The sequence below is a fragment of the Paenarthrobacter aurescens genome, from assembly GCF_025421775.1.
GTDB lineage: Bacteria > Actinomycetota > Actinomycetes > Actinomycetales > Micrococcaceae > Arthrobacter > Arthrobacter aurescens_B.
Genome location: NZ_JAOEFX010000003.1, coordinates 462779 through 488685, shown reverse-complemented (window position 1 = coordinate 488685; position 25907 = coordinate 462779). Strand labels below are relative to the sequence as shown.

Here is a 25907-nt window from a genome sequence, read left to right as displayed (position 1 = left end):
CTCAGCACCTCCCTAGAGCTTGATTTCGATGTTCACGTCTGCAGGCAGGTCGAGACGCATAAGCGAGTCAACAGCCTTCGGCGTGGGGTCGATGATGTCGATCAGACGCTTGTGAGTACGCATTTCGAAGTGCTCACGGCTGTCCTTGTACTTGTGAGGAGAGCGAATAACGCAGTAAACGTTCTTCTCCGTGGGCAGCGGCACCGGGCCGACTACCGTTGCGCCTGCGCGCGTGACCGTCTCAACGATCTTCCGCGCTGAAACATCAATGACCTCGTGGTCATATGACTTCAGCCGGATGCGGATTTTTTGTCCCGCCATGTCGCCTGACTCTCTTTCAGCTAGTGCTGCTCTAGTTAGGGCTGCTCTGTTTACTTACCTGTTGATGTGGCCGCCGAAGCGTTTGAGGTTGTACCACCACACGCCGCACAAGCTGAATCCGGATATTCCGGGTTCCTCAACCTGCCGGCGCACCGACCCCCGCGGTCGGGCGTGTCGCGATTTCCACGCAGACTCGACCGCATTCCATGGGGTTCAGGGTTATGTTTGGGCTTCAACCTGGACCCTGACACCCGGCATTATCCGGATCGGGACACGAAGAAGCGCTTGAACAACTCATCCAGTATGGCGGAAATATGGGGCAAAGGCCAATCGGCGGTATAAGGGCCCCGCAGGACCATTGCCCGGGCGCCTGCGCCTGAGGAAGATGGGTGCATGACCGTCCAGGATTCAGGCTCCGTGGAAGATCTTGCCGCGCGCCTGCGTCCAGGTTTCACTTTGGGGGTGGCGTCGGCAGCTTTCCAGATTGAAGGATCCCTGACGGCTGATGGCCGCGGTCCTTCGGGCTGGGATGCCTTCGCGGAAAAGCCAGGAGCAATAGTCGACGGCGACTCCCCCACCGTAGCGTGCGACCACTACAACCGCTCCGATGAAGACATCGCCTTGATGCAGGAGCTTGGCGTGGACTCCTACCGCTTCTCGTTGTCCTGGCCGCGGATTCAACCCGGCGGCAAGGGCTCCATCAACCAACGCGGACTGGACTTCTACGACCGGCTGATCGACAAACTCCTGGCCGCCGGCATCTCGCCCATGGCCACCTTGTTCCACTGGGACACCCCGCTGGAGTTGGAGCACGCGGGGGGCTGGATGAACCGGGACACCGCGGAACGTTTCGCAGTCTACTGTGAAGCCGCAGCGGAGCGCTTCGGTGACCGCGTTGAACACTGGGTCACCATGAACGAGCCCGTGTCCGTTACCGTGCAGGGATACGCGCTGGGAGTGCACGCTCCCGGCAGGCAACTGCTGTTCGACTCCCTGCCTGCCGCACATCATCAATTGCTGGGGCATGGGATGGCCGTCCGGGCTCTCAGGAGCGCGGGCGTTAAGGGGAAGATCGGGGTGTCCAATATGCACAGCCCCGTCGAGCCGGCCAGCAACAGTCTTGGGGATCGGCTGATGACGCAGGCGCTGGACCTGATCCTCAACCGCATCTACGCCGACGCGATACTGCTTGGCCAATACCCCAAACCGCCCTTGCCCATGAAGCCGTGGTTCCGCTCACTGGGTACCGTTCACGACGGTGATCTTGAACTGATCAGCCAACCCTTGGACTTCTACGGGCTCAACTACTACTACCCCATAAAAGTCGCTGCAGGTCCTGGCCCGGCTGAGATCCCCACCGGCGCCTCAACTGAGATGACCAAGGTACCGTTCCACCTTGCCGCCTACCAGGAATACGAGACAACTGGATTCGGCTGGCCCGTGGCCCCGGACTATCTGGGCATGGTGCTCCGGGAGTTGAAGGACCGCTATGGGGAGGCTCTTCCTCCCGTCTACATCACCGAAGGTGGCGCCAGCTTCCCCGAGCCTGCCCACGTTGATGGACCTGTCCAGGACACCAACCGCATCACCTATCTGGCTGAACACCTGGGCCATGCTCTGACAGCAACCGGGCCTGGTGGCATCGCCGAGGATGTGGATCTACGCGGTTATTACGTTTGGACGCTGCTGGATAATTTCGAGTGGGCGGCAGGCTACTCACAACGATTCGGCCTGATCCACGTGGACTTCGAGACCTTGGAACGGACTCCCAAGGATTCGTATTACTGGCTGCGTGCGCTGGAACGGGCCCGCAACCATCTTTTGTAGCCCGAATGAGTTAACTCGTGCCAGCCAGGACCTGAGCCCTACTTGCTCTTGTTGGCGCGACGAATGCGCTTGGCGCGTTCGATCTCGCTCTTAAAGTTCTTTCGACCCCACAACACGCCGCCGCCGATAGCGGCAATGACCGCCAGGAAAATCAGGAATTCCATGGTGCGCTCCTCTCCGTAGACTGCAACATTATCGGATTCCGTCACCGGTGCGCACAGGGGGGACATCGCTCGAATCTCCGCCTTGGCCAGGCCCGCCGGTATTGCTGGGCGGCTTCCTGTTCAATCGCCATACCGCCAGCACGATCAGGCCCAAGGCAACGAGGGCGAGCATGGCAAAGGCGTAGGACCGCAGCGCCCACATGATGCTTAGCGCTACAGCGATGGCACCCCACCACACCAGTACCCGCTCAGCGAGCACCAGGCCTGCAGCCAGAAGCAGAACATGTGCCACGAGTACGTACAGCTGCTGCGAAGACGTACCACCGAAGACGATTGCCAAGGACGTAAGAGACAGCAAACCGGCTGTAATGCACAGCCGAAGGAGGCCCTCTGTTCGCTGCCCCCTTGCATAGCGCAGCCCTGCTATAACGGCCCCGGCCACCACATACCATTGCGCAGTCCAGAACACATCAGGACTGGACCCGTCCATGAACAGCACCGCCCGCTGGAGGGCTGCAACAGAGATAATTCCGGCAACCTCGCCTGCCAGCCATTTGCCGCGCGGCACCTCAACCACCACAACCACCCCGGTTGCGACCACCAAGACAAATCCCAGCATGGATGTTTGGTCACGGCCCAGTCCCACCGCTGCCGATGAAGCCAGCGCCAGGGCCACAGTGGCAGTAAGCGAGTTCCGCCGCCAGTCATTCCCTGCGATGGCCGGCCCGCCGAAGATCTTCAAGGAATAGAGGAGCAGCGCAGTGCCAACTCCGCCAATAAGCCAGGCAGCGTAGTCGCTCCAGATGCCCGCAGGCAGTCCCTGCAGCAAACCGTCGACGGCGGGAACCGCCCCTGCCAGCACTGCCGGAGCAGCCCCCGCATAGAGAACCGGCAGTCGTTCAAAGTGCGAGGCAGCGAACAAGACGCCAGCCAGGACCAACACGGAGAGTCCGGTAAGGGAGTACGAGACACCCAAGGTCAGGAGGCCGCCCGTAAGGGTGAACGCCATGGCTGAGGTGAGCCAGAACCACCGCTCCGTGGCGCCGGCAGCTGTGCCATCGGCCGCCTTCCCAGGCCGGGACACCGCCCTGCCGGCAATCATGGCCACTGCCAGGGCAAGGAGGACAACAGGGACTTGGGACTTGTCCAGCAGCGGCTGATACAGCCATGTTGACGCAGGGAACCCAAGTGCCGGTCCAGCAGCGATGACTCCCGCCACTATTGCCGCGGTACCGAAGTATTGGGATCCGCGGGCTGCAAGGCTACGCCAGGCGATTGCAGCAAACGCCGCGACCAGAGCCAACTCAAGCATCACCACCCAGCGGCCTCCGCCGTCGTAATCACCTGCGAGCAGGTACGCGAACGGCAGCAGGAGCTGGGCCCCCAAAGTGGCGTGGACTGTTGCCTGCTGGAAGGCGACATCAACCCCGCGCCCGCGTAGGACCAGAGTCAGCACGTGCTGCAACGCGAGCACCAGCGCCAGGCTGATGGATACCGCCGCCGGTGAGTCCGATATATCGGCCACGACCACCGTGATGAAGGCGCCTGTAAGCCCCCGGACCCCCAGCAAGTAGCAACCGCGGATCAAGCGGTGGCGAACCGAACCCATCATGAAGCCGCTGTAGGCAGCAAAGATGCCCAGCAAGATTTCGACGTCCCGGATATTTCCGACGCGAAGTGCCAGGAGGATGACAAAAGCGACGGGAGCAAAGATCCAACCAACGGAGTGACGCCGTAGAACCGCACCGACCAGGACGGCGGCAAGGGCAGTTGTTACCGCGGCAAATCCGGGCTGCCAGCTGTCCCCAACGGTCCACCCGGACAACGCAGTGGTGACGGTAAGGGTCGCCGTGGCCACGGCCATGACGGTAACAACAGCGCCGGCATCGACTACGGAAGCTCGAGGGTAACGGCGTCGGCTTCCGGGAAGGAGGGGAAGGACCAACTGGAACGCAGCAGCCATAACCACCACAAGTCCTGTAGCCGGAATTTCACCGGCGAGGCGAATGCTCCAGCCATCACGTGTCGCATCCCCGTACGCAGACGCCGCCAGGACCGTGCCGGCTGCCCTGGCCAGCCACCAATAGGACTGCCTGTGGAACGACGGGGAGATCCTTAGGGCCGTGACCACAAAGTAGGCAAGCAATGCCAAAAGGACGCCGTTTCCCAACGTCCAGGATACGAATGCAGCTGCCATGCCACCCGCGATGACCGCAGTTGACGGCGCAATGACTTCGGCCACTGTGGCCCGCCACGCAACTCCGGCACCTGATTCCGGACGAACTGGCGGAAACATCAGGAGGCCCGCGGCCAAGCCTGCCGCCAGGACAAGGAGTACAGCTGCCGCAACCACCGGGCGCCCGGTGGCCTCGTCAAATATCGGCAGAACAAGGAGTCCTGCGGCTGCGGCGGCGCCGAAACCAGCCACCGACGCCTGCGGGGCCAACAGCCGGACTCCCCCACGTGCCATTGCGGCGCTCAGCAGTTGTTGCGCGGCTGCCGCGGCAACGAGCGTCATCAAGGAGTAAGAGGTCCGGTCAGGATGTCCTGTCAGCACACCAGCCACCCCCACGGGCACAGCCAGTGTGAGCGCGATCCGGCCCGCAAGAATCAAGTATTGGCGGGAAGCGGTGGGCGTGATCAACGCCAGCAGGAACCAGTAGAGGGCTGCTGTTGCCAGGAGCGCCGAGACGGGCCATGCACCAAGCAGCCCACCCAACGCACCACCCACCCCCAGCACGGCGGCGGGAGCAAACTCCATGCCCTTGCCCAGTTTCCAGCCAATCACCATGGCCGTCAGCATCGTCACTGCGAGAGGAACAAAGTTGGGAAGGTCGAACGGCCTGAACTCAAGAACCACGGTCAGGATGGCAGAGGTGATCAGCTGCAACGCCAGACAGGAAACGGCGTCGCTCCACCAGAAGCGGGTCAGCAGCTTCTTTCCACCGAAGGCAACACCCAGGGACTGTACTCCAAGGCAGATTACCGCTGCCAGCAACACCGTGCTCACATTGGCGGTGACATCCCACACCACCCCAAGCAAAGCCAGCGTCAGGGCAGCCCGCGCAGCATAGAGATGCTGCATTCGGTACCGGGCCTGCGGAACAAAGAACATCACAGCGAAGTAGACGCCGCACATCAACATGACCCAGGCGTACTCCCCCTTGGACAAAAGGTGCGGCGTGAAAGTGACGGCCACGGCCACGAGCGGCACCAGAGCTGGATGCAGCACCATCAGGGGACGGACGTAAAGCGGTGGAAGCCACTTGGGACGCAGCAAGGCAACAACAGTGAGGAGAACTGCCACTCCAATGAGAGCCGTAAAGTACCAAACCAGAGCGCCCCCAAGAACGGAAACGCCGGACCACGCCGTTGAAACGACGAAGCTAAGGGACAGGAAGGCCAGGACTTTGTTATCCAACCTCACGGCGGTGTAAGCATAAACGGCTGTACCCAGCAAAGAAGTGACGAGCCAAGCCGCCGGGCCGTTGTGAAGCACAAAGTTGTACATGGCCAACCCTGTGACCGGAACGAGCGCGAGCCCTGTTCCGACGAAGGCAACGGCGGCGGGTCGCAGCCGCGGCACACGCGAGTGGATAACCATGCCGGAAACGTAGAACAGAGCAGTGATGAACCAAATTCCCACGAAACGGAAGAGGGCCGGAAGGCTCGTGCCCACGAACAATGCACCGGCAGCAACCAAGAGGAGGCTGGCGACGTACAGCGTGACGTTGATGTTCTGCTGGTCGCGCTTCGCCTTGCGGGCAGCGGCGGCCTCGGGAGTCTCCCGTGCAACTGGGGGCTGAGGCACCCGGAAGGCGGGTTGTTGGTGCGGGACCGGCCGTTGGCCTGGGGGCTGCTGGACGGCTGCCTGCGTCGCGTGATGCTGCGAAGGAGGCTGAGCAGACTGGGCTTGTTGTGGCATGGGGTTGTAGACAGCCGGCGGAGGCGTCATTGGCTGTGCCGGCCTCTGAGGGGTCGACTGAATGTACGCCGGAGTCGATGGCGGGCTCACAGGGGCAGGAACGACATTCCCGGCCGGGGCCCCGGTCCGGATCTGTCCTTTGGCCTCAGCGTCCCGCCAACCGGCCAAGTGGCCGGCGAGAAAACCCTCGTGGTAAGAGGCAGCCTGGTTCGGGGCCGCAGAAGGATCAGGGGCAGTCCCGCGGCGCCCCCTTGCCAACCCGACCGCAAAGCCCGCCCCGCCTACGATGACGAGGAGCAGCAGTATAAGAAATGCAGTCATGGAAGCTCCTAGGTTGGGCCGGCGCAACAACTGCACGAGCCTTTATCCATTCGATTGACTAATCGTAGCAAAAAGAACCCCACCGCCGTAGCGGTGGGGTTCTTTCTAGCTAACTACCGGCTGGGCCGGAGTATCACCGATCTACAAGTAGAGACTACTTGATGATGCTGGTGACACGTCCCGAACCAACGGTGCGGCCGCCTTCGCGGATAGCGAAGCCGAGGCCCTCTTCCATAGCGATCGGCTGGATGAGCGCAACGGTCATCTCAGTGTTGTCGCCAGGCATAACCATTTCCGTGCCTTCCGGCAGGGTGATAACGCCGGTTACGTCCGTCGTACGGAAGTAGAACTGCGGGCGGTAGTTGGAGTAGAACGGGTTGTGACGTCCGCCTTCATCCTTGGAAAGGATGTAGACGTTGGCCTCGAAGTCGGTGTGCGGGGTGATGGAACCCGGCTTGACGACAACCTGGCCACGCTCGACATCGTCGCGCTTCAGACCGCGGAGCAGGAGGCCACAGTTCTCGCCGGCCCATGCTTCGTCGAGCTGCTTGTGGAACATCTCGATACCGGTAACCGTGGTCTTCTGGATCGGGCGGATGCCAACGATCTCAACCTCGGAGTTGATGGCGAGGGTTCCACGCTCGGCGCGGCCCGTAACAACGGTGCCACGACCGGTGATCGTGAAGACGTCTTCGATCGGCATCAGGAACGGCTTGTCGCGGTCACGTACGGGGTCCGGAACGGACTCGTCGACAGCTGCCATCAGGTCCTGGACGGACTTGACCCAAACCGGGTCGCCTTCCAGAGCCTTGAGGCCGGAAACGCGAACAACCGGAGCCTCATCGCCATCGAAGCCCTGCGAGCTCAGGAGCTCACGAACTTCCATTTCGACGAGGTCGAGGAGTTCTTCGTCATCAACCATGTCGGACTTGTTCAGTGCGACCAGCAGGTAGGGAACACCAACCTGGCGGGCGAGCAGAACGTGCTCACGGGTCTGAGCCATCGGACCATCGGTTGCAGCAACCACGAGGATTGCGCCGTCCATCTGGGCAGCACCGGTGATCATGTTCTTGATGTAGTCAGCGTGACCCGGGGCGTCTACGTGTGCGTAGTGGCGCTTCTCGGTCTGGTACTCCACGTGGGAGATGTTGATGGTAATACCGCGCTGGCGCTCTTCCGGAGCAGAGTCGATCGACGCGAAGTCGCGCTGCTCGTTGAGATCCGGGTACTGGTCGTACAGCACCTTGGAAATGGCGGCAGTCAGCGTCGTCTTACCGTGGTCAACGTGACCAATGGTGCCGATGTTGACGTGCGGCTTAGTCCGCTCGAACTTTGCCTTTGCCACAGGTTCCTCCTAGAACGATTTCAAGTGAAGTGCTCCTCGGCCGCGCTTTTCGCGGCAGAAACTTTAGCAAGTCTACTTGGGGGCTTGGTTTTGGTGAAATTGCAGATTCAGGAACCAATGGTAGTTCCTCGAGCCTGTTTGCGCTGGGGCCGGGCCGCGGCTGTCGCCGCAGCCCCGCCTCAAGCGCTTAGATGCCTTCCCGATACCGGAATTGCATCCGTTACCGGGAGATTACTCGCCGCGGGTTTTCTGGATGATCTCGTCGGCAACTGCCTTCGGGACCTCCGCGTAGCTGTTGAACGTCATGGAGTACACAGCGCGACCCTGGGTCTTGGACCGGAGGTCACCGATGTAGCCGAACATGCCGGACAGCGGAACGTGTGCACGGATAACCTTCACACCTGCTGCGTCCTCCATGGACTGCATCTGGCCACGGCGGGCGTTCAGGTCACCAATAACATCACCCATGTATTCCTCAGGTGTGCGGACCTCAACATCCATCAGCGGTTCGAGCAGAACAGGGTTCGCCTTGCGTGCAGCTTCCTTGAAAGCCATACGGCCGGCGATCTTGAACGCCATTTCCGAGGAGTCAACATCGTGGGACGCGCCATCAATGAGCGTGGCCTTGATGCCGACAACCGGGTAACCGGCCAGGACGCCGTCGTTCAGTGCATCCTGGATACCAGCGTCAACGGACGGAATGTATTCACGCGGAACGCGGCCACCAGTGACCTTGTTCTCGAATGCGTACAGCTCGCCGGAGGCGGTGTCCATGGGCTCGATCGCGATCTGGATCTTTGCGAACTGACCCGAACCACCGGTCTGCTTCTTGTGCGTGTAGTCATGACGCTCGACTGCCCGCTTGATGGTTTCGCGGTAAGCAACCTGCGGCTTGCCGACGTTTGCCTCGACCTTGAATTCGCGGCGCATGCGGTCCACCAGGATGTCCAGGTGGAGCTCGCCCATGCCGGCGATGATGGTCTGGCCCGTGTCTTCGTTGAGGGAGACCTGGAAGGTCGGGTCCTCAGCGGAGAGCTTCTGGATGGCCGTGGAGAGCTTCTCCTGGTCACCCTTGGTGTTCGGCTCGATGGCAACCGAGATCACGGGCTCCGGGAAGCTCATGGACTCGAGGACGATCTGGTTGTTGGCATCACACAGGGTGTCACCCGTGGTGGTGTCCTTCAGACCGATGGCTGCGTAGATGTGGCCGGCGGTAGCGCCCTCAACGGGCATTTCCTTGTTGGCGTGCATCTGGAACAGCTTGCCGATACGTTCCTTCTTGCCCTTGGTGGAGTTAACCACCTGGGCGCCGGCCTCAACGTGACCGGAGTACACGCGGACGAAGGTCAGCTGACCGAAGAACGGGTGCGCAGCAATCTTGAAGGCGAGGGCCGAGAACGGCTCGTCAGCAGAGGGCTTGCGGGTGAGTTCCTTCTCTTCGTCGCGGGGATCGTGACCGATCATCGGCGGGACGTCGAGCGGGTTCGGCAGGAAGTCAACAACAGCGTCAAGCATCGGCTGGACACCGCGGTTCTTGAAGGCAGAACCACAGAACACCGGGTAGAGCTCGGAGTTGATGGTCATCTTGCGGATGCCGGCCTTCAGTTCCTCAAGGGTGAGTTCTTCACCTTCGAGGTACTTCTCCATGAGCTCTTCGGAAGCCTCGGCCACAGTCTCTACGAGCTGTGCACGGTACTCTTCAGCCTTGGCCTGGAGGTCCGCCGGGATTTCCTGCACTACGTAGGAAGCGCCCATGGTGACGTCACCCTTTGCGTCGCCAGGCCAAACCAGGGCGCGCATTTCGAGGAGGTCAACAACACCAATGAAGTCGTTCTCAGCGCCGATGGGCAGCTGCATGACCAGCGGCTTGGCACCAAGGCGGGAGATGATGGTGTCTACGGTGAAGTAGAAGTCAGCGCCCAGCTTGTCCATCTTGTTGACGAAGCAGATACGCGGAACGTTGTACTTGTCAGCCTGGCGCCAAACAGTCTCGGACTGCGGCTCCACGCCTTCCTTGCCGTCGAACACTGCAACTGCACCGTCGAGGACGCGCAGGGAGCGCTCAACCTCAACCGTGAAGTCAACGTGGCCCGGGGTGTCGATGATGTTGATCTGGTTCTTGTCCCAGAAGCAAGTCACGGCGGCAGACGTGATGGTGATGCCGCGTTCCTTTTCCTGTTCCATCCAGTCAGTCGTCGAAGCGCCGTCGTGCGTCTCGCCGATCTTGTGGTTCACACCCGTGTAGAACAGGATGCGCTCGGTAGTGGTGGTCTTGCCGGCATCGATGTGGGCCATGATGCCGATGTTGCGGACCTTATTAAGGTCGGTAAGCACGTCCTGTGCCACGGGGTCTCCCTTTCGGATGGACTACACGTTCGCCGCCGGCTCAGTGAGCCGGCGGCGTCCGGAAAGTTTTTACCAGCGGTAGTGTGCGAAGGCCTTGTTCGACTCGGCCATCTTGTGGGTGTCTTCGCGACGCTTCACAGCGGCACCAAGACCATTGGAGGCATCCAGGATTTCGTTCTGGAGGCGCTCGGTCATGGTCTTCTCGCGGCGGGCCTTGGAGTAGCCCACGAGCCAACGCAAAGCGAGGGCGGTGGAGCGACCCGGCTTGACCTCAACCGGAACCTGGTAGGTGGCGCCACCAACACGGCGTGAACGCACCTCGAGGGAAGGCTTGACGTTGTCCATGGCCTTCTTGAGAGCGGCAACGGGGTCGCCGCCGGACTTGGCACGTGCACCTTCGAGTGCACCGTAAACGATGCGCTCTGCGGTGGACTTCTTGCCGTCAACAAGAACCTTGTTGATCAGCTGCGTGACCAACGGGGAGCCGTAAACGGGATCGGAAACTAGCGGCCGCTTCGGGGCCGGACCCTTGCGAGGCATATTACTTCTTCTCCATCTTTGCGCCGTAACGGCTGCGGGCCTGCTTGCGGTTCTTGACACCCTGGGTGTCGAGTGCGCCGCGGACGATCTTGTAGCGGACACCCGGAAGGTCCTTCACACGACCACCACGGACGAGCACGATGGAGTGCTCCTGGAGGTTGTGGCCAACACCCGGGATGTAGGCGGTAACTTCTACGCCACCGTTGAGACGCACACGTGCCACCTTACGGAGAGCCGAGTTCGGCTTCTTGGGGGTGGTGGTGTAGACGCGGGTGCAAACACCGCGGCGCATCGGGCTGCCCTTCAGCGCGGGAGCCTTGGTCTTGGAGACCTTCGGCGTGCGGCCCTTGCGGACCAGCTGGTTAATCGTAGGCACTTTCGTGTTCTCCGTTGTTTGATCTCTGCCCCCACACACAGGCGCCAGCCGGTGTAAACGTGGGAACTTTGGCGTTGCTCGTGCAGCCGGCCGAAACTCCGGTAGGCGTGCAAAAGTGCGGCATTCGTTGCGCATGTTGCCCGCAACCCGGAAACAGGCTCCACCCAGCACCATGAGAACAAAACCAAAATGATGCTGCGGCGGCCTTCATCCACTGCCACACAGAACAATTACCAAAAGTCTAGCACGGCTTGATCTCGCGCCTTAATCGGGTGTATGGAGGGCGACGGCGGCAGCCGGGTGCCGGCGTCGGCCTCCACTCCCCCGGGTCGCCCCGCAAAAGTGCGTTAACGGGTCAGGCCCCGCACTCAAGAGTGCGGGGCCTGACCGTCAAAGCGCTGACAACCGTTTTTTAGCGGAAGTCGTTGCCGAGATCGTAGTCATCCAACGGGATGGCGTGGAACTCGGGAGCGCCGTCGCCACCCAGGGCGTCATAGGAGAAGTCGGTGAAAGCGCTGGGGCCGGTGAACAGGCTTGCCTTTGCTTCCTCCGTCGGCTCCACAGTGACCTCTGTGTAGCGGGGCAGACCCGTACCAGCCGGGATGAGCTTACCGATGATGACATTTTCCTTCAGGCCGAGCAGAGGATCGCTCTTGCCTTCCATGGCCGCCTGCGTAAGAACGCGGGTGGTCTCCTGGAAGGAAGCTGCCGACAGCCAGGACTCGGTAGCCAAGGAAGCCTTGGTGATACCCATGAGTTCCGGACGGCCCGAAGCCGGGGACTTGCCCTCGGATACGACGCGGCGGTTCTCGTCTTCGAAGCGGGCACGCTCTGCAAGCTCACCGGGGAGCAGGTCGGAGTCGCCGGATTCGATGACGGTCACGCGGCGCAGCATCTGGCGGACGATAACCTCGACGTGCTTGTCGTGGATACCAATACCCTGGCTGCGGTAAACGCCCTGAACTTCGTCCACAAGGAACTTCTGTGCAGCACGCGGACCCATGATGCGCAGAACCTGCTTCGGGTCCACAGGACCGTTGATCAGTTTCTGGCCGACGCTGACGTGCTCGCCATCCTCAATGAGGAGACGTGAACGGCGCAGCACCGGGTAGGCAATCTCTTCGGAACCATCGTCCGGAGTGATGACCAGGCGCATCTGGCGCTCGGACTCTTCGATGGTGATGCGGCCGGCTGCTTCAGCAATCGGTGCGACACCCTTCGGAGTACGGGCTTCGAAGAGCTCCTGGATACGGGGCAGACCCTGGGTGATGTCGTCGCCACCACCGGCGGATACAGCACCACCGGTGTGGAACGTACGCATGGTCAGCTGGGTACCGGGCTCACCGATGGACTGTGCGGCAATGATGCCCACGGCCTCGCCGATGTCAACGGTCTTGCCAGTGGCCAACGAACGGCCGTAGCACAGTGCACAGGTACCGACCTTGGACTCACAGGTGAGCACGGAGCGGACCTTGACCTCGGTGATGCCTGCAGCCAGCAGCTGGTCGATAACGACGTCGCCGCAGTCGGTGCCGCCGGCAGCCAGGACGTTGCCCTGGGCATCGACGACGTCGACAGCCAGCGTACGTGCGTAGGCGCTGTTCTCGACGTTCTCGTCCAGGACGAGCTCACCGTTGGAGTCCGGCACGGCGATCGGCGTCAGCAGACCGCGCTCGGTACCACAGTCCTCTTCGCGGACGATGACGTCCTGCGAAACGTCCACCAGACGACGGGTCAAGTAACCCGAGTTGGCGGTACGGAGAGCGGTATCGGCCAGGCCCTTACGGGCACCGTGCGTGGCGATGAAGTATTCCAGCACCGACAGGCCCTCGCGGTAGGAGGACTTGATCGGGCGAGGAATGATCTCACCCTTCGGGTTGGCCACAAGACCACGGATACCCGCGATCTGGCGGACCTGCATCCAGTTACCACGTGCACCGGAGGACACCATGCGGTTGATGGTGTTCATCGGGGACAGGCTGTCGCGCATCGCCTGGGCGATTTCGTTGGTTGCCTTGTTCCAGATCTCGATCAGTTCCTGGCGACGCTCGTCGTCGTCAATCAGGCCCTTGTCGTACTGTCCCTGGATCTTGGCTGCCATGTTCTCGTAACCGGCCAGGATGGCAGGCTTGGAAGTAGGCACCTCGATGTCGGAGATAGCAACCGTGACACCCGAACGGGTGGCCCAGTAGAAACCGGCATCCTTCAGGTTGTCCAGCGTTGCCGCGGTAACAACCTTCGGGTAACGCTCGGCGAGGTCGTTGACGATCCGGGACAGTTCGCCCTTGTCGGCAACAGCCTCAACCCACGGGTAATCCTCAGGCAGCGTCTGGTTGAAGATGACCTGGCCCAGGGAGGTCTGGACGAGAGCCGGCTGACCGGGCTCCCAACCTTCCGGAGCTTCCCAACCTGCGTAAGGCACAAAGTCGTCCAGACGGATCTTGACCTGGGAGTTCAGGTGCAGATCACGGGCGTCGTACGCCATGATGGCTTCCGAAACCGAGGAGAAGATGCGGCCTTCGCCGGCAGAGCCGACGCGCTTGGTGGTCAGGTGGTACAGGCCGATGATCATATCCTGCGAAGGCAAGGTCACCGGACGGCCATCGGACGGCTTCAGGATGTTGTTCGAGGACAGCATCAGGATGCGGGCTTCGGCCTGGGCTTCCGGGCTCAGCGGCAGGTGGACTGCCATCTGGTCGCCGTCGAAGTCAGCGTTGAAGGCGCCACAAACCAGCGGGTGAAGCTGGATTGCCTTGCCTTCCACAAGCTGGGGTTCGAAGGCCTGGATGCCGAGACGGTGCAGGGTAGGTGCACGGTTGAGCAGCACCGGGTGTTCGGTGATGATCTCTTCCAGCACGTCCCAAACCTGCGGACGGTAACGCTCAACCATGCGCTTTGCCGACTTGATGTTCTGGGCGTGGTTGAGGTCAACCAGGCGCTTCATCACGAACGGCTTGAAGAGCTCCAGGGCCATCTGCTTGGGCAGACCACACTGGTGCAGCTTCAGCTGCGGGCCGACGACGATAACCGAACGGCCGGAGTAGTCAACGCGCTTACCGAGGAGGTTCTGGCGGAAACGACCCTGCTTGCCCTTGAGCATGTCGCTCAGGGACTTCAGCGGACGGTTGCCCGGACCCGTGACCGGACGGCCACGACGACCGTTGTCGAAGAGGCTGTCAACAGCTTCCTGAAGCATGCGCTTCTCGTTGTTGACGATGATCTCCGGAGCACCGAGGTCAAGCAGGCGCTTGAGTCGGTTGTTGCGGTTGATCACACGGCGGTAGAGGTCGTTGAGGTCGGAGGTCGCGAAGCGGCCACCGTCCAGCTGGACCATCGGGCGCAGTTCCGGCGGGATCACCGGTACGGCGTCGAGAACCATGCCGAGCGGGCTGTTGTTGGTGGTCAGGAACGCGTTGACAACCTTCAGGCGCTTCAGGGCACGCGTCTTGCGCTGGCCCTTGCCGTTCTGGATGGTGTCGCGCAGGGACTCAGCCTCAGCCTGCATGTCGAAGGTTTCAAGGCGCTTCTTGATGGCCTCGGCACCCATGGAGCCTTCGAAGTACAGGCCGTAACGGTCGCGCAGCTCACGGTAAAGGCCTTCGTCGCCTTCAAGGTCAGCGACCTTGAGGTTCTTGAAGCGGTCCCAAACCTGCTCAAGGCGCTCGATGTCGGCGTCCGCACGCTTGCGGACGTTCGCCATCTGGCGGTCAGCAGAGTCGCGGGCCTTCTTCTTGTCGGCAGCCTTGGCACCTTCACCCTCAAGACGGGCAAGCTCGTCTTCAAGGTCGCGGGCGATCGTGGCGATGTCGCTGTCGCGGTTGTCCACCATCTGCTTCTTCTCGAGGTCGTGCTCGACCTGGAGGTTCGGCAGTTCGGCGTGACGGCTTTCCGTGTCAACGCTGGTGATCATGTAGGCAGCGAAGTAGATGACCTTCTCAAGGTCCTTCGGTGCCAGGTCCAAAAGGTAGCCCAAGCGCGAAGGAACGCCCTTGAAGTACCAGATGTGGGTTACAGGCGCGGCCAGCTCGATGTGGCCCATGCGCTCGCGACGCACCTTGGCGCGCGTGACTTCAACGCCACAACGCTCGCAAATGATGCCCTTGAAGCGGACGCGCTTGTACTTGCCGCAGTAGCATTCCCAGTCGCGGGACGGGCCGAAGATCTTCTCGCAGAAGAGGCCGTCCTTCTCGGGCTTGAGCGTGCGGTAGTTGATGGTTTCCGGCTTCTTGACCTCACCGTAAGACCATCCGCGGATGTCTTCCGCGGTGGCGAGGCCGATCTGCATGAGGCCGAAGGAGGATTCGCTGGACATATGGTCCCTGTTCTCTCTTGTTCTCTAAATTCTGAAGTCTTGGTTACGGGAAGAGGGAGCTGCTCCGGCGGACGGTGCCTTAACACCGTCCGCCGGAACCGCTGCTAAACCTCTTCTACGGAACTGGGCTCTGCACGAGACAGATCGATGCCCAGTTCTTCCGCAGCCGTGAAGACTGCGTCATCAGAGTCACGCATTTCGATCGTGGTTCCGTCGGTGGAAAGAACTTCCACGTTCAGGCACAACGACTGCATTTCCTTGATCAAGACCTTGAAGGACTCGGGAACGCCAGGCTCAGGGATGTTCTCGCCCTTGACGATGGCTTCGTAGACCTTCACACGACCATGGATGTCATCCGACTTGATCGTGAGGAGTTCCTGAAGCGTGTAGGCGGCACCGTAAGCTTCGAGCGCCCACACTTCCATTTCACCGAAGCGCTGGCCACCGAACTGAGCCTTACCACCCAGCGGCTGCTGCGTGATCATGGAGTACGGGCCGGTGGAGCGCGCGTGGATCTTGTCGTCCACCAAGTGGTGGAGCTTCAGGATGTACATGTAACCGACAGAGATCGGGTCCGGGAACGGCTCGCCGGAGCGGCCGTCGAACAGACGGGTCTTGCCGGAGGAATCGATCAGGCGGTCGCCGTCACGGGTCACGTTGGTGGAGTCAAGCAGGCCCGTGATTTCTTCTTCGCGGGCGCCATCGAACACCGGGGTGGCAACGGTGGTCTGGCCGGTTTCACGGGGCAGGTTCGGGAGGTTCTTGACCCACTCCGGCTCGCCTTCGATCTTCCAACCAGTCTTGGCTACCCAACCGAGGTGGGTTTCCAGGACCTGGCCAACGTTCATTCGACCCGGAACACCAAGCGGGTTCAGGACGATGTCCACCGGGGTACCGTCTGCAAGGAAGGGCATGTCCTCGATCGGAAGGATCTTGGAGATAACACCCTTGTTGCCGTGACGGCCGGCGAGCTTGTCACCGTCGGTGATCTTGCGCTTGGCTGCAACGTAGACGCGGACCAGCTGGTTCACGCCCGGGGGCAGTTCGTCGTCGTTGTCGCGGTCGAAGACGCGCACGCCGATGACCGTACCGGACTCACCGTGGGGCACCTTCAGGGAGGTGTCGCGGACTTCGCGGGACTTCTCACCGAAGATAGCGCGGAGAAGTCGCTCTTCCGGGGTCAGTTCGGTTTCACCCTTAGGGGTGACCTTTCCGACCAGGATGTCGCCGGCTTCAACCTCGGCACCGATGTGGATGATGCCGCGTTCGTCCAGGCCTGCCAGGACTTCCTCGGACACGTTGGGGATGTCACGTGTGATTTCCTCGGCACCAAGCTTGGTGTCGCGGGCATCAATTTCGTGCTCCTCGATGTGGATGGAGGAAAGAACATCCTCAGCAACAATGCGCTGGGACAGGATGATGGCGTCCTCGAAGTTGTGGCCTTCCCATGACATGAATGCCACGAGCAGGTTCTTACCGAGGGCGAGTTCACCCTGGTCCGTTGCAGGACCGTCAGCGATGATGCCGCCGACTTCCAGGCGCTGGCCTTCGTTGACCAGGACACGGTGGTTGTAGCAGTTGCCCTGGTTGGAACGGGCAAACTTGTTGATGCGGTAGTTGGTCTCAGTACCGTCGTCGTTGATCATCACAACGAGCTCGGCGGAAACCTCGGTGACCACACCTGCCTTCTTCGCGATGACAACGTCACCGGCGTCGACGGCTGCTGCGCGCTCCATGCCGGTGCCCACGAAAGGAGCCTCGGAACGGACCAGCGGCACGGCCTGGCGCTGCATGTTGGCACCCATGAGTGCGCGGTTTGCATCGTCATGCTCAAGGAACGGGATCAAAGCCGTTGCCACGGAAACCATCTGGCGCGGGGAAACGTCCATGAACTGAACTTCGCCGGCGGGAACCAGAACGGGCTCGCCTCCACCACCACGGGCACGGACGAGGACAGTCTCTTCGGCGAACTTCTTGTCAGCATCCAGCGGAGCGTTGGCCTGTGCGATCAGGACCTCTGCTTCGTCGTCTGCCGTCAGATACTGGACCTCATCGGAAACGACACCTTCGGACACCAGGCGGTACGGCGTCTCGATGAAGCCGAACGGGTTGATGCGGCCGTAGGATGCCAGCGAACCGATCAGACCAATGTTCGGGCCTTCAGGAGTTTCGATGGGGCACATACGTCCGTAGTGGGACGGGTGAACGTCTCGAACTTCCATGCCTGCGCGGTCACGGGACAGACCACCCGGGCCAAGGGCCGACAGGCGGCGCTTGTGGGTCAGACCCGACAACGGGTTGTTCTGGTCCATGAACTGTGACAGCTGGGACGTTCCGAAGAACTCCTTGATGGCTGCCACAACAGGGCGGATGTTGATCAGTGTCTGCGGCGTGATGGCCTCGACGTCCTGCGTGGTCATGCGTTCGCGGACGACGCGTTCCATGCGGGAAAGACCGGTGCGGACCTGGTTTTCGATCAGTTCGCCCACGGCGCGGATGCGACGGTTGCCGAAGTGGTCGATGTCATCGACGTCGACGCGAAGCTCGTGGTCTTCGCCGTCGCGCTTGCCCATGAGGGTCTTCTCGCCGGCGTGAAGCGCAACGAGGAACTTGATCATGGCAACGATGTCTTCAACGTGCAGGACCGAAGCTTCCTTGTCACCAAGGGAGCGGTCGATGCCGAGCTTGCGGTTGATCTTGTAACGGCCAACCTTGGCAAGGTCGTAACGCTTGGCGTTGAAGTACAGGTTGTCCAGCAGGGACTGGGCAGCCTCGACTGTGGGCGGCTCGCCCGGACGCAGCTTGCGGTAGATGTCCAGAAGCGCGTCTTCGCGGGTCTCGGTGGCGTCCTTCTCCAGCGTTGCACGCATGGAGTCGTACTGGCCGAACTCTTCCAGGATCTGGCCTTCGGTCCAGCCGAGGGCCTTCAGGAGAACCGTGACCGACTGCTTGCGCTTGCGGTCGAGGCGAACGCCGACCTGGTCGCGCTTGTCGATTTCGAGTTCGAACCATGCACCACGGGACGGGATGATCTTCGCAGTGAAGATGTCCTTGTCACTGGTCTTGTCAGCGGTGCGCTCAAAGTAGGCGCCCGGCGAACGGACCAACTGGGAGACAACAACACGCTCGGTGCCGTTGACGACGAACGTTCCCTTTTCAGTCATGAGGGGGAAGTCGCCCATGAACACGGTCTGCTGCTTGATTTCGCCCGTGTTGTTGTTCATGAACTCGGCCTTGACATACAGCGGTGCCGAGTAAGTGGCGTCACGGTCTTTGCATTCGGCCATGGTGTACTTCGGGTCAGCGAACTCCGGCTCGGAGAAGCTCAGGGACATGGTGCCCTGGAAGTCCTCGATTGGGGAGATCTCTTCGAAGATGTCGGCAAGTCCGGAGGTGGTGGCGACGCTGAGGTCGCCCTCCTCGACAGCCTTCGCTACCCGCGCCTGCCAGCGTTCGTTTCCGACGAGCCAGTCAAAGCTGTCCGTCTGCAGGGCGAGAAGATTCGGAACATCAAGGGGTTCGTGAATCTTTGCGAATGAGAGGCGGCGGGTGGCACCATCGGTGCTTGCCGTGTTAGCGGTTTCGTTATTAGAGGTGCTCGAGGCGACCAAGAGGGATCCTTCCACAGACCTTCAGGCGTTTTCAGATCTCCCCCGTTTGCATCCCGCAGAGTGCTCCGCAGGATACTTATTCCGGTTCCGCTATATGACCCGGACCCAGTCTGCCCATGACCATGCACGTTGTAGGAACGGCACGTCAATGACGCAGCTGAGAGGTAAAGCCCACCGCTATATGAAGGCTGAAGGTTAACAGGGAAGACGCAAATATCTACGATACGGCAAAGCAGCCTTCCTGTCTACCCCAGATTGTCCGTGATTGCAAGCACCGTTGCTGCAGGCACCTAAGCCGGCACCATGGCGGGCACACTGGCAGTCCTCCGGCGCGGAATCGCCCCATGGAATGCTGGAGTGGGCACAGCCGTTGAAGGAGTAGGCTGGCGCACGCCCCGCGATAGCCTTGCTACACCACTCCCGGATCGGAAGAGAGACCATGACCAACTCCGCTGACGACAATGACGTTGTCATCCTTGCCGCTTCCCGTACCCCGCAGGGGCGGCTCAACGGACAATTGGCGGGCTTCACCGCCGTCGACCTTGGCGCTCACGCGATAACCGCAGCACTGGCAGCCAGTGGCGTGAAAGCCGAACAGGTGGACGCCGTCATCATGGGCCAGGTCCTCCAGGCAGGCGCAGGCCAGAATCCGGCCCGTCAGAGTGCCATAGCCGCGGGCGTCGGCTGGAACATCCCGGCAGTGACCATCAACAAAGTTTGCCTGTCCGGCCTGACCGCCGTCATTGATGCTGCGCGAATGATCCGCAGCGGTGACGCCACCGTAGTTGTTGCCGGCGGCCAGGAATCCATGACCCGGGCTCCCCACCTCCTTCCCGGATCCCGGCAGGGCTGGACCTACGGAACCATCCAGGCCCTGGATGTCGCCGCCCACGATGGACTGACCGACGCATTCGACGGACAGTCCATGGGCTTGTCCACGGAAACCAAGAACGTCACGCTGGGCATCGACCGCAAAGCCCAGGATGAGGTGGCCGCCGCTTCACACCAGCGTGCGGCTGCCGCCATTGCGAACGGGACCTTCGACGTCGAAATCGCTCCGGTGAGCGTCAAGCAGCGCAAGGGCGACCCGCTGGTCCTCACCACGGATGAAGGCGTCCGCCCCAACACGTCAGTTGAAACCCTGGCGCCGCTCAAGGCCGCTTTCGCAACTGACGGCACCATTACCGCCGGCAACTCCTCTCCCCTGTCCGACGGCGCCTCCGCACTGGTGCTCACCAGTCGCCGCTTCGCCAAGGACAACGGTCTGGACTACCTTGCCGTGGTGGGCAAACCCGGCCAGGTTGCCGGGCCGGACAACTCCCTGCACTCACAGCCGTCGAACGCCATCGCGCAAGCGTTGAAGCGCGCCGGCTGGACGGCCGAAGACCTCGATTTTATCGAGATCAATGAGGCGTTCGGTTCCGTGGCGGTACAGTCCCTCAAGGACCTGCGCTATCCGTTGGAGAAGTGCAACATCCACGGCGGGGCGATTGCCTTGGGCCATCCCATCGGGGCATCCGGCGCGCGGCTCGCGCTGCACGCCGCCCACGAACTCAAACGCAGGGGAACAGGCAAGGCGGCTGTCTCCCTGTGTGGCGGCGGTGGCCAGGGTGAAGCCCTCCTCCTGTACCGCGACTGATGGCCGGCGCAGTGGTTGAGCCGGGCATGGACGGCGCACAACGATTCCTCTCCGACGCCGCTGCCCGCGGACTGGAGGTGGACGTCGTCGAGCGTCCTGCCGCCCGCAGCCTTGAAGAGGCCGCTGGGATCCTGGGCATCAGCCCGGGGGACATCGTGAAGTCGCTGGTGGTCAAACACCGCGATGGCAGCTTCCTGTTCGCTTTGATTCCCGGGGACCGGCAGATATCCTGGCCCAAGCTGCGCGCTCTGGTGGGTGTCAACAAGCTCTCGTTGCCCCACGCGGACGTGGCCCTGGCCGCTACCGGCTATGAGCGCGGAACCATCACCCCATTGGGCAGCACCACGCCATGGCCCGTCTACGCCGATGCCACCATCACCGGGCGCCGCATCTCGATGGGCGCGGGCGCTCACGGCCGCAGCGCTTTCGTGGACGCCGATGCCCTCACCGCCGCTCTCGGCGCCGTCGTGGCAGACATCAGCGAACCCAACTAAGCAGCAGCTGAGCGCGTTTTGAGCCCTCAATACGCGCTCAACTGCTACCTACTTGGGGGTGCCGTTAAACGCAGGAAGCCCCGCCCGGTTCCTTTGTCGGAACGGGGCGGGGCTTCCACAAGCAAGACGAGTTACTTGAGGGTAACCGTTGCGCCAGCTTCTTCGAGCTGAGCCTTTGCCTTCTCTGCGGCTTCCTTGGTGGCGCCTTCGAGAACAGCCTTCGGTGCACCGTCAACCAGGTCCTTGGCTTCCTTGAGGCCGAGGGAGGTGATGGCGCGAACTTCCTTGATCACTGCGATCTTCTTGTCGCCAGCAGCTTCGAGAACGACGTCGAATTCGGTCTTCTCTTCAGCAGCTTCAGCAGCACCGCCGGCAGCGGGGCCAGCAACTGCAACAGCAGCAGCCGTAACTTCGAAGGTCTCTTCGAAGAGCTTGACGAACTCGGAGAGCTCGATGATGGTCAGTTCCTTGAAAGCTTCAATGAGCTCTTCGTTGCTGAGCTTCGCCATGGTGGCGTCCTTCCATTAGTTGGTGCAGATGCGGACCAGGCCGCTCCGTGCACCAGAGTTTGATTGGGGGGAGAACTTAGTTCTCTTCGGTTGCAGCTTCAGCGGCTTCGGCCGGAGCCGCAACCTCTTCAGCAGCAGCCTCAACAGCAGCTTCTTCGGCCGGAGCTTCTTCAGCGGCCGGTGCAGATGCGCCGCCCTCTTCTTCAAGCTTGAGGCGCAGAGCGTCGATGATGCGTGCAGCAGCGGATGCGGGAGCCTTGAGGACACCAGCAACACGTGCAAGCTGCAGCTCGCGGGACTCGAGGGCTGCCAGTGCGGCAACTCCTGCTGCGTCCAATGCCTTGCCTTCGAAGACGCCGGTCTTGATAACCAGCTGCTTGTTGGCCTTGGCAAAGTCCGTCAGGCTCTTTGCAGCAGCAACAGCGTCACCCTTGATGAAGGCGATTGCAGTGGGGCCGGCAAGCTGATCGTTGAATGCTTCAACACCAGCTTCCTTGGCTGCAATGGCACTCAGGGTGTTCTTGACGACCGAGAACTTGGTGTCCTGGCCGAGCGCAACACGCAGTTCCTTGAGCTGTGCAACAGTGAGCCCGCGGTATTCGGTCAGGACAGCCGCGTTCGATTCCTTGAAATCGTTGGTGATCTCTGCAACTGCGGAGATCTTGCTAGGCGTTGTCATAACCCTCCTTCCGGGGAATAAAGCCGGTCTTCCGGGTCCCCGCTCACGAGAGCTAAAACTAAAAACGCCCCGCGCAGATGCACGGGGCTTGGCTCAACACGGTTTGATCCGTGGAGACTTGCTTCGTTCACCTGCGCCGGCCGCCCTATGTTCAGGGTCCTTCGTCAAGGAATTCACTGTAGTCTCAGGGGCGTGGCTGCAGAATTGAGCTGTGCTCGAAAGAGTGGATTCCCATCAACCGACGGTCTTTGGTACTTCAAGGTTACGGGAGAGTGTTCGGCAAACCAAATCGGCCCGTGATCAGTCCGATGACGTTGTCCCCTTGTCCCGGCCTGGAAGTTCCTTTTGCCAGAGACCGGTGACACCCGCCGTCGTGAATCCCAACTGCTTGTTCACCGTGAGGAGGTAACGGTTTTCGGGCGCGTTCCACGTATAGATGACCCGGGCGTCCGGAAACTGCTCACTGAGCCTTTCCATGTTGGACACCTTGATAAGCAGGCCGAGCTTGTTGCCCCGGTGCTCCTGCAGGACCAGCGTGTCGTCCTGGAAAACCACGTCCTGGCGGTGTGCGAGGACACTGATGGTGGTCAGGCCAACCAGCCGTCCGCTCTCAACATGCTCGACGGCGGTGACCACGGTGCGGCGGCCCTGCGCCAAGGCGGCGTCTTCGGTATCGCGAAGAACAGCGGGATCGAACACCATGCCGCTCGCCTGCACCTCAGCAGCCTCTTCTTCCCCTTCATCACGGACAACCTCACCGGCGGCGTTCTCCAATGCGGCCACGGCCTCCAGCCAGGGTTCAGGGCAGCGGTCAGTCCAGTGGTGCAGGGCGTAACGTCCACCGTTGGCTTCCTCGGCCTCGAGCTGCAGGTCACCAACGAGCTTGGAATCAAGCGGCAGCGCGCAGGAACTGAACTGCTCAATGTGCTGAAGGGTGTAGCCGGCGCGCTTGGCGAAGTCCACTTCCCTGCTGCTGACGGGAACAAAGCCCGCGCCGCTTCCGGGAATGAGCTGGTCCTCGGGTACCTCGGTCAGCGATGTTGCCGGATGGTTCGTGTCGACGAGGATCATGGTGCGCCCCTCGGCCCGGGCCAGTTGTTCTGCCGCCTCCAGTAGCTGGCGGCCAACGCCCTTGCTTTGATACTCGGGCAGGATATCCAGCGTGAACTCTGCCAGATCCATGTTGTCCGCCAAGGGCAAGGCGATATCAACTGTGCCCACAATCGACCCGTCCACTTTGGCTACCAAGATGATCTGGCGCTCATAGGGATCGGAAAATTCCAGCAACTTTTCCAAGGGAGTGTAGGCGAGGTCGTCGCTCCCCCAGGTCTCCATGCGGACCCGGCGCCCTACTTCTACGGCATCCATGAAATCAGCAGCGTCCGGGCTGTCCAGGGTGTCAGGCACCCACAGCTGCTCGACTTGAACGGTCTTCGCCTCGTCTACAGTCATTCCAGCCGTTTCTGCCATTCGCCGTCAAAGCCGGAAGGCTTGAACCCCAAGGCGATATTTATGGCCAGCATATGCCGGTTTTCATTGGCGTTCCATGTCATCACGGACGTGGCGGCCGGCCAGATCTTTTGAATACGGCGAAGATTGGCTATTTTGACCAGCATCCCAAGGCCATGCCCCCGGTGCCCTGGGGCAACAAGCGTGTCCTCCTGGTAGACCATGCCCGGGGTAGCCTCGCGGTGGGTGAGGATGGTGTACGCCGCCAACTCCGCCGTGGCGTCGTGGCGGGCAACAGCCGCCGTGGAAGCGACCCCGCCCGCCAGCCAGGTGGATTCCTCAACACGGACGCGGTTGGCATCCCATTCCTCGCTTTCCCAGCCCAGTCCCGCGATGGGAACCTCGGTACTCATGAGGCTTTTGAGCTTGGCGAACACGTCCACGAGCTCATCAGGGCAGCGGTCCTGCCACCCGATGAAGCTGTAGCCAGCCGCCCGCTTGCTTGCCTGCTCCTCGAGGTCCTGCAAGAGGGCTTCCCCGACCGGAAGGGCCAGCGTGCTATTGGTTTCGACCTGTTCCAGGGAATACCCGTGATGGAGGGCGAAGCCGGTGGAGGCCGAATCCAGCGGGACGCCACCCGTGCCGGACTTTGCCTCCAACAACCCGCCACCCGGAGTGAGCAGCCTCATTGGCTCCGCGCAAAACGCGTCAAAGGACACACGCTCCCGCTCGCGGGCCAGCTGCTCCAGCACCGCCAGGATCCTTGTCCCAATGCCGCGCCGACGATAACCGGCGTCCACCAGGACGTCCACACCCGCCGTCGTCGTGTTTTCGCTCAGCGGCAATGTCAGCGTGCCCCTGCCGACCACGGTTCCATGAAGGCGGGCAAGGAAGACGTGCCGCTCTTCGTATTCATTGCCCTGCCAGAACAGGACAGCTTCAGCCAGAGTGGAGCACCGGTCCAGGTTTCCCCAGAGATCCAGGTGGTAGGCAACGTCCAAATCATGGAAAGCGCGGAAATCGGGCGCCCCGCTCGCGTCGGGGCTGTTCGGCACCGGGATCCGTTCTACGGACAACCCGGCATGGGCGGCAGAGTTCGACGACGACACGCACCACAGCCTACGGCGCACCACTGCCGGTGAACAGGGAACAAGCCAAGAAAAAGGACCGCCCGGCATAGCCGGACGGTCCTTCTATCAGAGCCAGTGCTCGCGAAGCTTACGCGTCGGTGAGAACCTTGGTGACGTTCGGGTCAACGGTGATGCCCGGACCGAACGTGGTGGCAACGGTAGCCTTCTGGATGTAGCGGCCCTTGGAAGCGGACGGCTTCAAACGAAGCACCTCTTCCAGTGCAGCTGCGTAGTTCTCGGCCAGCTTGTTGGCGTCGAAGGAAACCTTGCCAATGATGAAGTGCAGGTTCGAGTGCTTGTCGACGCGGAAGTCGATCTTGCCGCCCTTGATGTCGTTGACAGCCTTGGTGACATCCGGGGTAACCGTACCGGTCTTCGGGTTCGGCATGAGGTTACGCGGGCCGAGGACCTTACCGAGGCGGCCAACCTTGCCCATGAGGTCAGGGGTTGCCACTGCGGCGTCGAAGTCGGTCCAGCCGGCTGCGATCTTTTCGATCAGGTCATCGGAACCAACGAAGTCGGCGCCGGCAGCGATTGCTGCTTCGGCCTTGTCGCCGGTTGCGAAAACGAGGACGCGGGCGGTCTTACCGGTGCCGTGCGGCAGGTTGACGGTGCCACGAACCATCTGGTCAGCCTTACGCGGGTCAACGCCCAGACGGAAAGCTACCTCAACGGTTGCGTCGAACTTGGAAGGGTTGGTGTCCTTCGCGAGGGTGATGGCTTCGATCGGGGCGTAGACCTTGTCTGCCTCGATCTTGGCTACGGCTGCCTCATATGCTTTACTGCGCTTTGCCATGCTGCTGTTTCTCCTTGTGCAGTTGTGGTCTGCGGACCGCGCTGGGCCCTGCCACAGTCGTGGATCCGGCAAGGATCCTGCGACATTTCAATGTTTCAGGTGCCGGTTGCCCGGCGGTAGAAA

General features: G+C 61.4%; 17 protein-coding genes. 3 read left to right on the top strand and 14 right to left on the bottom strand.

Features of this window, described 5'->3' with window-relative positions; genetic code table 11:
- Positions 1-12 precede the first annotated feature (12 nt).
- Positions 13-321, bottom strand: coding sequence for a 30S ribosomal protein S10 (rpsJ, locus tag N7568_RS08345; protein WP_003803825.1), 309 nt, complete (start codon positions 319-321; stop codon positions 13-15).
- 393 nt (positions 322-714) lie between these two features.
- On the opposite strand from rpsJ, the gene N7568_RS08340 reads away from it, so the two are divergent.
- The gene (locus N7568_RS08340; protein ID WP_261609406.1) at positions 715-2148 is read left to right on the top strand and encodes a GH1 family beta-glucosidase; all 1434 of its coding nucleotides are present in this window, start codon (positions 715-717) and stop codon (positions 2146-2148) included.
- 38 nt (positions 2149-2186) lie between these two features.
- On the opposite strand, the gene N7568_RS08335 is transcribed toward N7568_RS08340, so the two are convergent.
- The 8 genes from N7568_RS08335 to rpoB all read right to left on the bottom strand — a co-directional run bounded on the left by N7568_RS08335 (position 2187) and on the right by rpoB (position 19088).
- Positions 2187-2312 carry a hypothetical protein gene (locus N7568_RS08335; RefSeq protein WP_261609405.1) on the bottom strand — a complete coding sequence of 42 codons (126 nt, stop codon included), beginning with the start codon at positions 2310-2312 and terminating at the stop codon, positions 2187-2189.
- Between the two features lie 28 nt (positions 2313-2340).
- On the bottom strand, positions 2341-6558 hold the full coding sequence (locus N7568_RS08330; protein WP_261609404.1) for a hypothetical protein: 4218 nt from the start codon (positions 6556-6558) through the stop codon (positions 2341-2343).
- Between the two features lie 154 nt (positions 6559-6712).
- Positions 6713-7903 carry an elongation factor Tu gene (tuf, locus tag N7568_RS08325; protein WP_011775598.1) on the bottom strand — a complete coding sequence of 397 codons (1191 nt, stop codon included), beginning with the start codon at positions 7901-7903 and terminating at the stop codon, positions 6713-6715.
- Between the two features lie 231 nt (positions 7904-8134).
- A complete protein-coding gene (gene fusA, locus N7568_RS08320) occupies positions 8135-10249 on the bottom strand; it encodes an elongation factor G (protein WP_261609403.1) in 2115 nt (704 codons plus the stop codon).
- Between the two features lie 69 nt (positions 10250-10318).
- Positions 10319-10789 (bottom strand): 30S ribosomal protein S7, encoded by a 471-nt coding sequence (gene rpsG / locus N7568_RS08315; RefSeq protein WP_003803829.1) that lies wholly within the window; start codon positions 10787-10789, stop codon positions 10319-10321.
- A 1-nt stretch (position 10790) separates the two neighbouring features.
- Entirely contained in the window at positions 10791-11165 is a 375-nt protein-coding gene (gene rpsL, locus N7568_RS08310; RefSeq protein ID WP_009358312.1) for a 30S ribosomal protein S12, read from the bottom strand.
- Between the two features lie 412 nt (positions 11166-11577).
- On the bottom strand, positions 11578-15477 hold the full coding sequence (locus N7568_RS08305) for a DNA-directed RNA polymerase subunit beta' (RefSeq protein WP_261609402.1): 3900 nt from the start codon (positions 15475-15477) through the stop codon (positions 11578-11580).
- Between the two features lie 104 nt (positions 15478-15581).
- The gene (gene rpoB / locus N7568_RS08300; protein ID WP_261609401.1) at positions 15582-19088 is read right to left on the bottom strand and encodes a DNA-directed RNA polymerase subunit beta; all 3507 of its coding nucleotides are present in this window, start codon (positions 19086-19088) and stop codon (positions 15582-15584) included.
- 439 nt (positions 19089-19527) lie between these two features.
- Between rpoB and N7568_RS08295 the strand changes: the two genes are divergently transcribed.
- Both N7568_RS08295 and N7568_RS08290 read left to right on the top strand, forming a co-directional pair.
- Entirely contained in the window at positions 19528-20727 is a 1200-nt protein-coding gene (locus tag N7568_RS08295; RefSeq protein ID WP_261609400.1) for an acetyl-CoA C-acetyltransferase, read from the top strand.
- Positions 20727-21221: an aminoacyl-tRNA deacylase gene (locus tag N7568_RS08290; protein ID WP_261609399.1), complete on the top strand. Its 495-nt coding sequence runs from the start codon at positions 20727-20729 to the stop codon at positions 21219-21221. Before N7568_RS08295 ends, N7568_RS08290 begins: the two co-directional genes overlap by 1 nt.
- Before the next feature lie 131 nt (positions 21222-21352).
- Here N7568_RS08290 and rplL read toward each other — a convergent pair whose 3' ends face one another.
- From rplL to rplA, 5 genes are all read right to left on the bottom strand, one after another.
- Positions 21353-21730, bottom strand: a complete 378-nt coding sequence (rplL, locus tag N7568_RS08285; protein WP_090817745.1) for a 50S ribosomal protein L7/L12 — start codon at positions 21728-21730, stop codon at positions 21353-21355.
- A 76-nt stretch (positions 21731-21806) separates the two neighbouring features.
- Entirely contained in the window at positions 21807-22409 is a 603-nt protein-coding gene (gene rplJ, locus N7568_RS08280; RefSeq protein WP_089595808.1) for a 50S ribosomal protein L10, read from the bottom strand.
- A 300-nt stretch (positions 22410-22709) separates the two neighbouring features.
- Positions 22710-23879, bottom strand: coding sequence for a GNAT family N-acetyltransferase (locus N7568_RS08275; RefSeq protein WP_439898969.1), 1170 nt, complete (start codon positions 23877-23879; stop codon positions 22710-22712).
- Positions 23858-24967, bottom strand: coding sequence for a GNAT family N-acetyltransferase (locus tag N7568_RS08270; RefSeq protein WP_261609397.1), 1110 nt, complete (start codon positions 24965-24967; stop codon positions 23858-23860). The genes N7568_RS08275 and N7568_RS08270 overlap by 22 nt, the downstream gene beginning before the upstream one ends.
- Before the next feature lie 109 nt (positions 24968-25076).
- The gene (gene rplA / locus N7568_RS08265) at positions 25077-25784 is read right to left on the bottom strand and encodes a 50S ribosomal protein L1 (RefSeq protein ID WP_090817733.1); all 708 of its coding nucleotides are present in this window, start codon (positions 25782-25784) and stop codon (positions 25077-25079) included.
- Positions 25785-25907 lie beyond the last annotated feature (123 nt).